General features: G+C 68.3%; 9 protein-coding genes. 7 read left to right on the forward strand and 2 right to left on the reverse strand.

Going from position 1 to position 15253, the window contains the following annotated elements:
* The 4 genes from O1Q03_RS13700 to O1Q03_RS13715 form a co-directional block, all read left to right on the forward strand.
* Positions 1 to 1219, forward strand: a 1219-nt coding sequence (locus O1Q03_RS13700) for an MdtA/MuxA family multidrug efflux RND transporter periplasmic adaptor subunit (protein ID WP_269504081.1), incomplete at its 5' end; no start/stop codon positions are given.
* A gap of 15 nt (positions 1220 to 1234) precedes the next feature.
* Complete coding sequence (locus O1Q03_RS13705) at positions 1235 to 4354, forward strand: MdtB/MuxB family multidrug efflux RND transporter permease subunit (protein ID WP_269504082.1); 3120 nt, start codon at positions 1235 to 1237, stop codon at positions 4352 to 4354.
* 3 nt (positions 4355 to 4357) lie between these two features.
* Positions 4358 to 7666: an efflux RND transporter permease subunit gene (locus tag O1Q03_RS13710; RefSeq protein ID WP_269504083.1), complete on the forward strand. Its 3309-nt coding sequence runs from the start codon at positions 4358 to 4360 to the stop codon at positions 7664 to 7666.
* A 415-nt stretch (positions 7667 to 8081) separates the two neighbouring features.
* The gene (locus tag O1Q03_RS13715; RefSeq protein ID WP_269504084.1) at positions 8082 to 8465 is read left to right on the forward strand and encodes a VOC family protein; all 384 of its coding nucleotides are present in this window, start codon (positions 8082 to 8084) and stop codon (positions 8463 to 8465) included.
* An 81-nt stretch (positions 8466 to 8546) separates the two neighbouring features.
* Here O1Q03_RS13715 and O1Q03_RS13720 read toward each other — a convergent pair whose 3' ends face one another.
* On the reverse strand, positions 8547 to 10115 hold the full coding sequence (locus O1Q03_RS13720) for an NYN domain-containing protein (protein WP_269504085.1): 1569 nt from the start codon (positions 10113 to 10115) through the stop codon (positions 8547 to 8549).
* A 264-nt stretch (positions 10116 to 10379) separates the two neighbouring features.
* On the opposite strand from O1Q03_RS13720, the gene O1Q03_RS13725 reads away from it, so the two are divergent.
* Complete coding sequence (locus O1Q03_RS13725; protein WP_269504086.1) at positions 10380 to 11006, forward strand: SDR family oxidoreductase; 627 nt, start codon at positions 10380 to 10382, stop codon at positions 11004 to 11006.
* 99 nt (positions 11007 to 11105) lie between these two features.
* Here the strand turns inward: O1Q03_RS13725 and O1Q03_RS13730 are convergent, their stop codons facing one another.
* Positions 11106 to 11657, reverse strand: coding sequence for a peroxiredoxin (locus O1Q03_RS13730; protein WP_269504087.1), 552 nt, complete (start codon positions 11655 to 11657; stop codon positions 11106 to 11108).
* Positions 11658 to 11936: 279 nt separating this feature from the next.
* Here O1Q03_RS13730 and cdpA point away from each other — a divergent pair, with 279 nt between their 5' ends.
* A complete protein-coding gene (gene cdpA, locus O1Q03_RS13735; RefSeq protein ID WP_269504253.1) occupies positions 11937 to 13676 on the forward strand; it encodes a cyclic di-GMP phosphodiesterase CdpA in 1740 nt (579 codons plus the stop codon).
* A gap of 25 nt (positions 13677 to 13701) precedes the next feature.
* Positions 13702 to 15219, forward strand: a complete 1518-nt coding sequence (locus tag O1Q03_RS13740) for an HDOD domain-containing protein (protein ID WP_269504088.1) — start codon at positions 13702 to 13704, stop codon at positions 15217 to 15219.
* Positions 15220 to 15253 lie beyond the last annotated feature (34 nt).

Raw genomic sequence — 15253 nt, forward strand, 5'->3', positions numbered from 1 at the left:
CGCAGCGGCCAGCGCGGCGTCCGGCGCCGCCGCGAGCGGCGGCGGTGGCGGTCATCGCGGCCGCGGCGGCCCCGCGGCGATGGCGAACGTGCCGCAGCCCGTGTCGGTCGCGACCGCGACGCAAGGCGAGATGCCGATCGTGCTGTCCGCGCTCGGCACCGTGACACCGCTCGCGAACGTCACGGTCAAGACGCAGTTGTCGGGCTACCTGCAGTCGGTCGCGTTCCAGGAAGGCCAGATCGTCAAGAAGGGCGACCTGCTCGCGCAGATCGACCCGCGCCCGTACCAGGTCGCGCTCGAGAACGCCGAAGGCACGCATGCGCGCGACGCGGCGCTGCTAGCGACGGCCCGCCTCGACCTGAAGCGCTACCAGACGCTGCTGTCGCAGGACTCGATCGCGTCGCAAACCGTCGATACGCAGGCGTCGCTCGTCAAGCAGTACGAAGGCGCGGTGAAGACCGACCAGGCCGCGATCGATTCCGCGAAGCTCAACCTCACGTATGCGCGCATCACGGCGCCGGTGTCGGGCCGCGTCGGCCTGCGCCAGGTCGACGCCGGCAACTACGTGACGCCGGGCGACACCAACGGGATCGTCGTGATCACGCAGTTGCAGCCGATGAGCGTGATCTTCACGACGTCGGAAGACAACCTGCCGCAAATCCTCAAGCAGGTGAACGCGGGTCAGAAGCTGTCGGTCACCGCGTACAACCGCAACAACACGGTGCCGCTTGAAACCGGTTCGCTCGCCACGCTCGACAACCAGATCGATACCAGCACCGGCACCGTCAAGCTGCGCGCGACCTTCGATAACAAGAGCGGGCTGCTGTTCCCGAATCAGTTCGTCAACACGCGGCTGCTCGTCGACGTGCTGCGCAATGCGACGATCGTGCCGACGTCCGCCGTGCTGACGGGCTCGATCGGCCAGTTCGTGTACATCGTGAAGCCCGACAACACGGTGACGGTGCGCAAGGTCACGGCCGGCCCGGTCGACGGCGAGCGCACGAGCATCGCGAGCGGCGTCGCGGTCGGCGAGCGCGTCGTCACCGACGGTTCCGACCGCCTGCGCGAAGGCGCGAAGGTGACGATCCCGGCCGACAAGCCGAAAGGCGCTTCCGGCGCGCATGGCGCCGCGGCGGCGTCGGGCGCGTCGGGCGCGGCCGGCCACCACGGCGGTCACAAGCACGGCGCGTCGCAGGCCGCGGCCCCCGCGGCCCAGTAACGCGCGGGCCGCTCGATGAATCCATCCCGCCTCTTCATTCTCCGGCCGGTCGGCACCGCCCTCCTGATGGCGGCGATCATGCTGGCCGGTATCGTCGCGCTGCGCTTCCTGCCGCTCGCCGCGCTGCCCGAAGTCGACTACCCGACGATCCAGGTCCAGACCTTCTACCCGGGCGCGAGCCCGGAGGTGATGACGTCGTCGGTCACCGCGCCGCTGGAGCGGCAGTTCGGCCAGATGCCGTCGCTGAACCAGATGTCGTCGCAAAGCTCGGCCGGCGCATCGGTGATCACGCTGCAGTTCTCGCTCGACCTGCCGCTCGACATCGCCGAACAGGAAGTGCAGGCCGCGATCAACGCGGCCGGCAACCTGCTGCCGTCCGACCTCCCCGCCCCGCCGATCTATGCCAAGGTGAACCCGGCCGACGCGCCGGTGCTCACGCTCGCGATCACGTCGAAGACCTTGCCGCTCACGCAGGTGCAGGACCTGGCCGACACGCGCCTCGCGATGAAGATCTCGCAGATCGCGGGCGTCGGCCTCGTGAGCCTGTCGGGCGGCAACCGGCCGGCCGTGCGGATCCAGGCGAACCCGACCGCGCTCGCGCAGTACGGGATGAACCTCGACGATCTGCGCACGACGATCTCGAACCTGAACGTGAACACGCCGAAGGGCAATTTCGACGGCCCGACGCGCGCGTACACGATCAACGCGAACGACCAGCTGACGAGCGCCGACCAGTACAACAGCGCCGTCGTCGCGTACAAGAACGGCCGCCCGGTGATGCTGACCGACGTCGCGAAGGTCGTCGCCGGCTCGGAGAACACCAAGCTCGGCGCGTGGGTGAACTCGGAGCCCGCGATCATCCTGAACGTACAGCGCCAGCCGGGCGCGAACGTGATCGCGACCGTCGACGCGATCAAGGCACAGTTGCCGAAGCTGCAGGAAACGCTGCCCGCGGCGCTCGACGTGCAGATCGTCACCGATCGCACGACGATGATCCGCGCGGCCGTGCGCGACGTGCAGTTCGAGCTGCTGCTCGCCGTCGCGCTGGTCGTGCTGGTGATGTACCTGTTCCTCGCGAACATCTATGCGACGATCATCCCGAGCCTCTCCGTGCCGCTGTCGCTGATCGGCACGCTCGCGGTGATGTACCTGGCCGGCTTCTCGCTGAACAACCTGTCGCTGATGGCGCTCACCATCGCGACCGGCTTCGTCGTCGACGATGCGATCGTGATGATCGAGAACATCGCGCGCTACGTCGAGGAAGGCGACACCGGCCTCGAGGCCGCGCTGAAGGGCTCGCGGCAGATCGGCTTCACGATCATCTCGCTGACGGTGTCGCTGATCGCGGTGCTGATCCCGCTGCTGTTCATGGGCGACGTGGTCGGCCGCCTGTTCCACGAATTCGCGATCACGCTCGCGGTGACGATCGTGATCTCGGCGATCGTGTCGCTCACGCTGGTGCCGATGATGTGCGCGAAGCTGCTGCGCCATTCGCCGCCGCCCGAGAGCCACCGCTTCGAGGCGCGCGTGCACAGCGCGATCGACTGGGTGATCGCGCGCTACGGGGTCGCGCTCGAATGGGTGCTGAACCGCCAGCGCTCGACGCTCGTCGTCGCGCTGCTGACGCTCGCGCTGACCGCGCTGCTCTACGTGTACGTGCCGAAGGGCTTCTTCCCCGCGCAGGATACCGGCGTGATCCAGGCGATCACGCAGGCGCCGCAGTCCATTTCGTACGGCGCGATGGCCGAACGCCAGCAGGCGCTCGCGGCCGAGATCCTGAAGGATCCGAACGTGGCGAGCCTCACGTCGTTCATCGGCGTCGACGGCAGCAACATCACGCTGAACAGCGGCCGGATGCTGATCAACCTGAAGGCGCGCGACGAGCGTTCCGAAACCGCCGCGCAGATCATCCGCGACCTGCAGCAGCGCGTCGCGAACGTGACGGGCATCTCGCTGTTCATGCAGTCGGTGCAGGATCTGACGATCGACTCGACCGTGAGCCCGACGCAGTATCAGTTCATGCTGACGAGCCCGAACCAGGACGAGTTCTCGACCTGGGTGCCGAAGCTCGTCGCGCGGCTGCAGCAGGAACCGGCGCTCGCCGACGTCGCGACCGATCTGCAGAGCAACGGCCAGTCGGTCTACATCGAGATCGACCGCGCGAGTGCCGCGCGCTTCGGCATCACGCCGGCGACCGTCGACAACGCGCTGTACGACGCGTTCGGCCAGCGCATCGTGTCGACGATCTTCACGCAGTCGAACCAGTACCGCGTGATTCTCGAGTCCGAGCCCAAGGAGCAGCACTACGCCGAATCGCTGAACGACATCCACCTGCCGTCGGCGGGCGGCGGCCAGGTGCCGCTGTCGTCGATCGCGTCGTTCCACGAACGGCCGTCGCCGCTGCTGGTCTCGCACCTGTCGCAGTTCCCGTCGACGACGATCTCGTTCAACCTCGCGCCGGGCGCATCGCTCGGCGAAGCCGTGAAGGCGATCGACGCCGCCGAGAAGGACATCGGCCTGCCCGGCTCGTTCCAGACCCGCTTCCAGGGCGCGGCGCTCGCGTTCCAGGCGTCGCTGTCGAACCAGCTGTTCCTGATCCTCGCGGCCGTCGTCACGATGTACATCGTGCTCGGCGTGCTGTACGAGAGCTACATCCACCCGATCACGATCCTGTCGACGCTGCCGTCCGCCGGCGTCGGCGCGCTGCTCGCGCTGATGATCACCGGGCACGACCTCGACATCATCGGGATCATCGGGATCGTGCTGCTGATCGGCATCGTGAAGAAGAACGCGATCATGATGATCGACTTTGCGCTCGAGGCCGAACGCGTCGAAGGCAAGCCGCCGCGCGAGGCGATCTACCAGGCGTGCCTGCTGCGCTTTAGACCGATCCTGATGACGACGCTCGCCGCACTGCTCGGCGCGGTGCCGCTGATCTTCGGCGCCGGCGCGGGCTCCGAGCTGCGCCAGCCGCTCGGGATCGCGATCGCGGGCGGCCTGGTCGTGTCGCAGGTGCTGACGCTGTTCACGACGCCGGTGATCTATCTCGGCTTCGACAGCGTCGCGCGCCGCGTGCGCGGCTGGTTCGAACGGCACGGCCCGGGCGCCGACGCCGGCAGGCACACGGGCGCATAAGCCATGAACCTGTCGCGCCCCTTCATCACCCGCCCCGTCGCGACGACGCTGCTCGCGCTCGGCGTCGCGCTCGCCGGCCTGTTCGCGTTCATCAGGCTGCCGGTGTCGCCGCTGCCGCAGGTCGACTTCCCGACCATCTCCGTGCAGGCGTCGCTGCCCGGCGCGAGCCCGGAGACGGTCGCGACCAGCGTGACGAGCCCGCTCGAGCGGCACCTCGGCTCGATCGCCGACGTCAGCGAAATGACGTCGACCAGCACCGTCGGCAACGCGCGGATCATCCTGCAGTTCGGGCTGAACCGCGACATCGACGGCGCCGCGCGCGACGTGCAGGCGGCAATCAACGCCGCGCGCGCCGACCTGCCCGCATCGCTGAAGAGCAACCCGACGTACCGCAAGGTCAACCCGGCCGATTCGCCGATCATGATCGTGTCGCTCACGTCGGAAACGTCGTCGCCCGCGAAGCTGTACGACGCCGCGTCGACGGTGCTGCAGCAGTCGCTGTCGCAGATCGACGGGATCGGCCAGGTGTCGGTGAGCGGCTCCGCGAACCCGGCCGTGCGCGTCGAGCTGCAGCCGCAGGCGCTGTTCCACTACGGGATCGGCCTCGAGGACGTGCGCGCGGCACTGGCTTCCGCGAACGCGAATGCGCCGAAGGGCGCGATCGAATTCGGCCCGCAGCGCTACCAGCTCTATACGAACGACCAGGCGTCCCAGGCGTCGCAATACCGCGACCTCGTCGTCGCGTACCGCAACGGTTCGGCCGTGCGGCTGTCGGATCTGTCCGACGTCGTCGACTCGGTCGAGGACCTGCGCAACCTCGGCCTGTCGAACGGCAAGCGCGCGGTGCTCGTGATCCTCTACCGTTCGCCGGGCGCCAACATCATCGAGACGATCGACCGCGTGCGCGCGGCGCTGCCGCAGCTCACCGCGTCGCTGCCGGCCGACATCACGGTCACGCCGGTGCTCGACCGCTCGACCACGATCCGCGCGTCGCTGAAGGACACCGAGCGCACGCTGCTGATCGCGGTCAGCCTGGTCGTGATGGTGGTGTTCCTGTTCCTGCGCAACTGGCGCGCGACGCTGATCCCGAGCGTCGCGGTGCCGATCTCGATCATCGGCACGTTCGGCGCGATGTACCTGCTCGGCTTCTCGATCGACAACCTGTCGCTGATGGCGCTGATCGTTGCGACCGGCTTCGTCGTCGACGATGCGATCGTCGTGCTCGAGAACATCACGCGCCACATCGAGAACGGCAAGCCGAGGATGCAGGCCGCGTTCGACGGCGCGCGCGAGGTCGGCTTCACCGTGCTGTCGATGAGCATTTCGCTCGTCGCGGTGTTCCTGCCGATCCTGCTGATGGGCGGCATCGTCGGGCGCCTGTTCCGCGAGTTCGCGCTGACGCTGTCGCTCGCGATCGCCGTGTCGCTCGCGGTGTCGCTCACGGTCACGCCGATGATGTGCGCGCGCCTGCTGCGCGAGCCGCACGAGGCCGAGCACGAAGGCCGCTTCGGCCGCTTCCTCGAGCGCGGCTTCGCGCGGATGCAGCGCGGCTACGAGCGCTCGCTGTCGTGGGCGCTGCGCCGGCCGCTGCTGATCCTGCTGATCCTGTTCGCGACGATCGGGCTGAACGTCTACCTGTATATCGTCGTGCCGAAGGGCTTTTTCCCGCAGCAGGACACCGGGCTGATGATCGGCGGCATTCGGGCCGACCAGTCCACGTCGTTCCAGGCGATGAAGCAGAAGTTCTCCGAGATGATGCGGATCGTGCAGGCCAACCCGAACGTGCAGAGCGTCGCGGGCTTCACCGGCGGCACGCAGACCAACTCCGGCTTCATGTTCGTGATGCTGAAGGATCGTACGCAGCGCAAGCTGTCCGCCGACCAGGTGATCCAGCAGCTGCGCAGGCCGCTGGCGGACGTCGCGGGCGCGAGCACGTTCCTGCAGGCCGCGCAGGACATTCGCGTGGGCGGCCGGCAGAGCAACGCGCAGTATCAGTTCACGCTGCTCGGCGATTCGACGGCCGATCTGTACAAATGGGGGCCGCTGCTGACCGAGGCGCTGCAAAAGCGCCCCGAGCTGACCGACGTGAACTCCGACCAGCAGCAAGGCGGCATGGAGGCGATGGTGACGATCGACCGCGCGACCGCCGCGCGGTTCGGCATCAAGCCCTCGCAGATCGACAACACACTGTACGACGCGTTCGGCCAGCGCCAGGTCTCGACGATCTACAACCCGCTGAACCAGTACCACGTCGTGATGGAAGTCGCGCCGCAATACTGGCAGAGCCCGCAGATGCTGAACCAGGTATGGATCAGCACGTCGGGCGGCAGCGCGAACGGCTCGCAGACCACCAATGCCGCCGCCGGCACCTTCGTCGCGACGTCGGCCGGCCGGTCGAGCGCCGGCACGGCCGCCACCAGCGCCGCGGCGATCGCATCCGATTCCGCGCGCAACCAGGCGCTGAACTCGATCGCGTCGAGCGGCAAGTCGAGCGCGTCGGCGGGCGCATCGGTGTCGACGTCGAAGTCGACCATGATCCCGCTGTCGGCGATCGCGACGTTCGGGCCGAGCACGACGCCGCTGTCGGTCAACCATCAGGGGCTGTTCGTCGCGACGACGATCTCGTTCAACCTGCCGCCGGGCGTGTCGCTGTCGCAGGCGACCCAGATCATCTATCAGACGATGGCGCAGATCGGCGTGCCGCCGACGATCGTCGGCAGCTTCCAGGGCACCGCGCAGGCGTTCCAGCAGTCGCTGAACAACCAGCCGATCCTGATCCTCGCGGCGCTGCTGGCCGTCTACATCGTGCTCGGGATCCTGTACGAGAGCTACATCCACCCGATCACGATCCTGTCGACGCTGCCGTCGGCCGGCGTCGGTGCGCTGCTCGCGCTGCTGCTGTTCAAGACCGAGTTCAGCATCATCGCGCTGATCGGCGTGATCCTGTTGATCGGTATCGTGAAGAAGAACGCGATCATGATGGTCGACTTCGCGATCGACCAGACGCGCAACGGCCACAAGTCGTCGCTCGAAGCGATCCACGAGGCGTGCCTGCTGCGCTTCCGGCCGATCATGATGACGACGATGGCGGCGCTCCTCGGCGCGCTGCCGCTCGCGTTCGGTCACGGCGACGGCGCCGAGCTGCGCGCGCCGCTCGGGATCGCGATCGCGGGCGGCCTGGTCATGTCGCAGGTGCTGACGCTCTATACGACGCCGGTCGTCTATCTGTACATGGACCGCCTGCGCGTGTGGAGCGAGAAGCGCCGCAACCGCCGCGGCAATTCGGGCGGCCCGGCGGTGGCCGGCGAGTAACGGCAGGCGGCCGGATACGGGGCGGCGGGGGGTGCGCTCTATGCTCCCGGTCCCAGCCGGGCGGCACCGGACGGGCGCGGCGCGCCGAGCCGGGTCGCGAGCGCGGCGGCGGTCGCGAGCGGCTGCCCTGCCGCGACCGCTTCGAGTATCGCTGGCCCGCGGGCAAGCGCCGGCACCCGATAGCGCGCCGCGTCGTCATCCATGTCGTGCGAGGTCGTACAGATCCTGTATCTTCGCGGCGCAAAAAGCCGCGCCAATGACCTTTGCTGCCGAAGAAGTAGCCGATCGTCCAGATCGTTTCAGCCGACGAATCGCGCTCGGGCGCCGCGTTTGCAGCGCACCTGGCTTGCACGCCGGCGACGATCCGCTATCGTGTGTCCATGCGCAACCTCGCGCCCGTTCCCGGGGACCCGCCATGAATGTCCAGCTGAACCATACGATCGTCTGGTGCCGCGACAAGCACGCGTCGAGCCGCTTTCTCATCGAGTTGCTGGAACTGCCGCCGCCGACGCCGTTCGGCGCGATGCTGGTCGTCCAGCTCGACAACGGCGTGTCGCTCGACTTCTACGAAAAGGACGCGGAGATCGCGGCGCAACACTACGCGTTCCTGACCGACGAAGCGGGCTTCGATCGCGTGTACGCGCGGATTCGCGAGCGGGGCCTGCCGCACTGGGCCGATCCGGCGAAGCGACAGCCTGATGATATCTACCGCCACAACGGCGGTCGCGGCGTGTATTTCGACGATCCGGACGGTCATTTCCTCGAAGTGATGACGCGCCCGTACGCGCTGAACGGATAACGGCGCGTCGGCCGGCATTGCACCGGCCGGCGCTTCGGCGCGGGCGGCGCCCCGAGTCGGGCACCGCCCGGCCAGCCGCCGTTATTCGGCGGCCGCCGCCGTCTTGCGCGGACGGCGCGCGCGCGTGGCCGTCTTGCGGGTCGGCTTCTTCGGCTTGGCATCGGCTGGCGCGTCGCCGGTCGATTCCCGGGCCGCTTCACCACCCGATGCACGTGCCGATTCAACGGCCGATTCGACCGGCGCAGCTTCATGCGACGGCTGCGCGGCTGCGCCCGACCCGGCGAACTCGCCGGCCGACGGCGTCACGTGCTGCGCCGCGGGGTGGCGATCGTCGCTGTGCTCGGCGTCGCGATGCGTCGCTTCCGCATGCTTGGTGTCCGCATGCTTGTCGCTGCCGTGCTTCGCGCCGCCGTGCGCTGCATCGTCCGGCTTCGCCGCCGCATGACGGCCGGCACCCTTCGCATCTCCGCCCTTCTTCACGCCGGCCTTCTTCGCCGCGCTATTGCGAGCGCGCTTGCGGCCGTCCTTCGCATCGCCGTGGGTGTCCGTCGCCTCGACCGCGTCGGGCGCTTCAACCGCGCCAGCCGCTTCGGCCGCCTCAACCGCTTCCGCGCGCACGTTCGCCGTTTCGGTCGTCACGTCGATCACGGCCGTTTCCTGCGCGTCGACGTGTTCGCTTTCCTGCACGGCCGCGGCCGCGTGGCCCCGCTGGCCGCGACGCCGCGGCTCGCGCGCGGCCGGCGCCGACGCCGGCTCCGCATGACGCGCGCCCTGTCCGTGATGGCCGCCAGCCGTGTCGCGCGCGGCCGACACCTGTTCCGCTGCTGCCGCGTGGCGCGGCCGCGACACGAACGCGCCGGACTTGTCGTCGCGCCCCACTTCGAGCAGGCCGCGCGCCTGCGCTTCGTCGAGCAGGTTGCCGAACGCGCGGAAACCGTAATACGACTCGTTGAAATCCGGCTTGCGGCGCTTGATCGCGCTCTTGAGCACCGACGCCCAGATCTTGCCGACGTCGTCGCGCTCCGACGCGAGCGCATCGAATGTCTCGACCGCCAGCGCGATCGCCTCGGTCCGGCGTGCTTCGATCTCGGGCTTGCGCGACGGTTCGTCGGGCCGCTTCGCGCCGCCGTTGCCGGTGCGCTGCTGTTCGCGCTTGGCCAGCGCGCGCTGCTGCTCGCGCACCAGATCGTCGTAGAAAATGAATTCGTCGCAGTTCGCGACCAGCAGGTCCGACGTCGACTTCTTCACGCCGACGCCGATCACCTTCTTCGCGTTCTCGCGCAGCTTCGACACGAGCGGCGAGAAATCCGAGTCGCCGCTGATGATCACGAACGTATCGACGTGCGACTTCGTGTAGCAGAGATCGAGCGCGTCGACCACGAGCCGGATGTCGGCCGAATTCTTGCCCGACTGGCGCACGTGCGGGATCTCGATCAGCTCGAAGCTCGCCTCGTGCATCGACGCCTTGAAGCCCTTGTAGCGCTCCCAGTCGCAATAGGCCTTCTTCACGACGATGCTGCCCTTCAACAGCAGGCGCTCCAGCACGGGCTTGATGTCGAATTTCTCGTACTTCGCGTCGCGCACGCCGAGCGCGACGTTCTCGAAGTCGCAGAACACGGCCATGCTGATGTTGTCCAGGGGTAATGCCATGTGTACTCCAACCGGTTGGTCGCCGCGTTGCCTTCACGAGCGGCGAAAAATGCATCGCGCACATGATAGCCGGTCGGCGGGTCGATCCCGCAATCATCCGTGCGCGGGGACGGTGCAACGGCGGGCCCCGTCGAGCCACACTGACCGGCCGCATCGGGTGCGGCCCTTAATACCTGCGCGCTGTCCGCCCAAATCGACATACACTTGAGTATCAGTCGTCCGTCCCTATCTGGAAGGATGACGCATCGACCAAGGAGCGCTTTCATGACGACGAAGGTACTGCTGATTGGCGCCACCGGCCGCACCGGCCACGCGTGCGCGGATCTGCTGCTCAAGCAGTCGGAATTCGAGCTGACTGCGCTGGTGCGCCGGCACGGCTATGCGCTGCCGGGCGCGAAGGTGGTCGAGGCCGACCTGACGGGCGATTTCTCGCACGCGTTCCACGGCATCACGCACGTGATCTACGCGGCCGGCTCGGCCGAGTCGGAAGGCGCCGTCGAAGAGGAGCAGATCGACCGCGATGCGGTCGCGCGCACCGCCGAGCATGCGCTCGCCTACAACGTGCAGAAGCTGGTCGTGATCAGTTCGCTGAGCGCGTACTGGCCCGAGCGCAGCGGCGCGCTGCGCCATTATTCCCAGATGAAACGCGAAGGCGACGAGCGCGTGATCGCGTCGGGCATCGACTACGTGATCCTGCGCCCCGGCCCGCTCGCGGACCGCCCGGGCGTCGGCAAGATCGCGCTGACCGAGGAGCCGCTCGACGCGGCGCCGCCCGTCTCGCGCCAGGATGTCGCGTGGGCTGCGATCGAGGCGATCAAGCTTGGCATCTCGCGCAAGGTGATCGGCTTCGTCGGCGGCAGCGTGCCGATCGAGCAGGCGTTGCGCGCGTAACACCCACCCGCGCCGCCGCATGGCGGCGCGATGCGGTGCATTACCCGGCGGCGCGCGAGGCGGGCCGCCGGGTTCGACGCCCGCTCGGCTGGGCGCCGCTTACTGCTTCGGATGCGCGTCGGCCCATGCCTTCACCGCGCCGAGCGTGTTCTCGACGTGCTTGTCCGGCGACAGGCTCGTGTATTCGTAGATCACCTTCCCTTCCGGCGAAATCACGTAGGACACGCGGTTCGCGCGATCGAGCGCGGGCAGCTTCGCGTCGTATTCGCGGATGATCTTCGCGTCCGGGTCGGCCGCGACCGGGAACTTGCTGCGGCACTCGCTCACCGAGAACTTGGTCAGCGTGTCGATGTTGTCCGCGGACACGCCGATCACGGTCGCGCCGTAAGCCTTGTAACGATCGACCGCATCGGCGAACGCATGCGCCTCGATCGTGCAACCCTTCGTGAATGCGGCCGGGTAGAAATACAGCACGACCGGCCCGTGCTTCAGCGCATCGGCGAGCGAGTACGTGTAGGTCTTGCCGCCCAGCGACGCCTGGGTCGTGAAGTCGGGCGCGGCGTCGCCCGGTTTCAGTTGCGCGTGCGCGACCAGCGCATGACCGGCCACGAGCAGCGCCGCCGAGGCGCCCACCAATAGTTTTCGCTTCATCTGCGTCCTCATTTCTTATAAAGTCAGCCTCGATGCAGGCCATCCTGCCGTTCGCGTGTCGAACGTCACCCGGTACCACCCGACCCGGCGGCGGCGCAAGCCGCAACCAGGCGGTTAAAGATTCCGCGCAGTCTGCCGTTATTCCTTCCGGACAACCGGTTCCAGCCCTTCACGTCAGCGAGACACATGGAAGCCAACAGGAAACAGAGGCCACGCAAGGGCTCCTGGCGCAGCGCCTTGCATACGCTGCGCCGCTTCGCGTGGTCGGGCGGTGCGCTGATGCCTGCTCGCGCCGGCACGCCGCGCCGCGACGACACCGTGCGCGACTGGCTGGAACAGACGGTCGGCACGGTGGACTTCCTCGCCCATGTCGACCGCGAGCTGCGCTTTCTGTACGTGTCCGACGCGAGCCTGCGCTTCATCGGTTATCACCGCGACTACCTGCACACGCTGACGCTGCGCGACCTGATCGCGGAACAGGATACCGCGACGCTCGAAGGCCTGCTCGCGCGCGCCGCGCGTTCCGGCCAGGTCGAGAAGGCGACGATGTGCATCGTGAAGTCGCTCACCTACCCGCTCGACGTCGAAGTCCGCGCGTTCAAGAGCCGCCACCACGGCGTCGACGGCTTCGCGATCGCGGCATTCGACGTGTCGGCCTGGCGCGCGCTCGAGGCGCGCCTCACGTATGAAATGCACCACGACTCGATGACGGGGCTCGACAATCTGTCCGCGCTCGTGCCCGCGCTGATGCGCGCGCAGCAGGCCGCCGACGAGGCCGGCACCTGCGCGGCGCTGCTGCTGCTCGATCTCGACGACTATCAACGCATCAACCGCGCGCTCGGCTACGACGCCGGCGACGCGCTGCTGCGCGAAACCGCGCAGCGGCTGCAGGCGCTCGTCACGGCCGGCGAACAGCTCGCGCGCGTCGCGAGCGACAAGTTCGCCGTCGTGTTCACCGCATCGGACCGCTCGCGCGGCGGCGACGCGGCGGAGGCGCTCGCGCGCCGGCTGCAGGCCGCGGTGCGCGAACCGTACGTGTACCAGGGACAAACCGTGCACCTGTCGGCGAGCATCGGCATCGCGCTCTACCCCGACGAGCGTACCGCGCCGCACCGCGCGCAACACCACAGCCCGCTGCTGCGCCGCGCCGACCACGCGCTCGCGCAGGCGAAGGCGTCGGGCGGCAATGCGCTCGCGTTTCATGCGCCCGTCGACGATCCGGCCGACGCCGAGCGGCTCAAGCTCGAAGCCGACCTGTACGACGGCGTGCGCAACGGCGAGTTCTCGCTCCATTTCCAGCCGATCACGCGCAGCCAGTCGGGCGCGGTGGTCGGCGTCGAGGCGCTGATCCGCTGGCGCCATCCGGTGCACGGGCTCGTGCCGCCCGCGACCTTCATCCCGCTCGCCGAATCGATCGGCCTGATCAACTACCTCGGCAACTGGGTGCTCAAGGCCGCGTGCATGCAGCTCGTCGCATGGGACCGCCAGGGGCTCGCGCTGCAGTACGTGGCGGTCAACGTGTCGCCGCAGCAGTTCCGCGACCCGCGTTTCACGCAGAGCGTGCGCGACGCGATGACGCTGACGGGCATCGATCCGCGCCGCATCGTGCTGGAGATCACCGAAAGCCTGCTGATGCACGATCCCGCGAAGGCGAAAGGGCTGCTCGAAGAGCTGACCGAGATGGGCATCCGCTTCGCGATCGACGATTTCGGCACCGGCTATTCGAGCCTCGCGTACCTGCAGCGCTTCCCGCTCGCGAAGCTGAAGATCGACCGCAGCTTCGTCGAGAACCTGCTGACCTCGCGCAACGATCGCGCGATCGTGTCGGCGGTGGTCGGGCTCGCACAGACGCTCGACCTCGAACTCGTCGCGGAAGGCGTCGAGACGGAGGCGCAGCGCGCACTGCTGACCGAGATGGGCTGCAACCACATCCAGGGCTGGCTCGTCTGCCAGGCCCTGCCGTCCGAGGAACTCGCGCGGCGCTTCGAGGCGCAACAACTGCGTCTGCACGCTGCCTGATACCCGACGAACCGAACAGATCCGTATGTCAATCACCGAACACCTGCCCCGCACGGCGCTGCTCGACAAGCTGTGGGCCCGGATGAACGAACGGGGCGATTTCCCGCTGCTGTCGGAATCGCTGCGCACGACCATGGCCGCGATGAAGAACGACGATCTCGACTTCACCGCGCTCGTGCGCGTCGTGCTGTCGGACTTCGCGCTCACGCACAAGGTGCTGCGGCTCGCGAATTCCGCGATGTACATGGCGTTCGGCGGCAACATCACGACCGTCACGCGCGCGCTGATGGTGCTCGGCATGGACACGGTCGGCCATCTCGTGGTCGGGCTGAAGCTCGTCGACCATTTCCACCACAGCACGCCGCGCCGCATCGACGCGAAGCTCGAGCTGAACCGCGCGCTGCTGTCCGGCTGCGTCGCCCGCAAGCTGACCGAGCATGCGCAGTTGCGCGGCGGCGAGGAAGCCGTCGTCTGCACGCTGATGCGCCAGGTCGGCAAGCTGCTCGTGGTCTGCTATCTCGACAGCGAGTGGGATCGCATCCGCCGCCGCGCGGCCGAGCTGAACGGCGACGAAGCGGCCGCATGCGTCGACGTGCTGGGCGTCGGTTTCGAAGCGCTCGGCCTCGAGGCCGCCGCGAACTGGCGGCTGCCCGACGTGATCCGCGCCGGGATGGCCGACGACGCCGATCAGGCGGCGCACACCGAGCTCGTCGGCAACGATGACGAAAGCGACGCACGCGCCCAGCGCCGGCGCATCGCGGACGTGTCGGACGACGACGGCGAACACGTCCGCTGGCTGCGCGCGGTGAGCCGCTGCTCGACCGACGTCGCCAGCGCGCTCGCGATGCCCGAGAGCCCGCAGCGCGACGCCCGCATCGCGGTGCTCGCGCAGGCGTACGGCACCGAGCTGCAAATCGAATCCAGCGCGCTCGTCGAGATCGCCGACCGGCTCGCGCGCGAGGAAGCCAGCGACACCATGATGCGCGACATCGTCGAGCTGCGCGCGAACGCCGATGCAATCGCGCGGGCGCAGGCCGAACCCGAGGCGTGCCTCGAAGCGGGCCTCGCGGACTTGCGCGCGCTGCCGTCCGAACACGTGCTGACGCCGGTGCTCGCGCTCGCATCGGAAAGCCTGCTCGCGGGCCTCGCGTTCACGCGCACCGTGATGTTCGTGCGCCGTGCCGACGGCACGTTCGCCGCGCGTCTCGGCTTCGGCCCCGACGTCGATGCCGCGCTCGAACGGCTGCGCTTCGACGAGCGCTTCGAGCCGGACGTCTTCCATCTCGCGATCACCAACTCGGTCGGCATCTTCATCGAGCAGGCGCAGGAACCGAAGATGGTGAAGCGCCTGCCCGCGTGGTATCTCGACGCGCTGCCCGATACGCGCGCGTTCGTGCTGCTGCCGGTGCGCGTGGGCACGACGACCGTCGCGCTGCTGTACGGCGACTGGGCCGGCGCGCAGCCCGCGCGCAAGATCACGCAGAAGGAAATGGGCGTGCTCAACGAGCTCGCGCGCGAGCTGGCCCGCTTCTTCCCGTCGTAACGTCGGCCGCCGCCGGCATCGGCAACCTCGAACA

Source organism: Burkholderia sp. IMCC1007 (genome assembly GCF_027257875.1).
Lineage (GTDB): Bacteria > Pseudomonadota > Gammaproteobacteria > Burkholderiales > Burkholderiaceae > Burkholderia.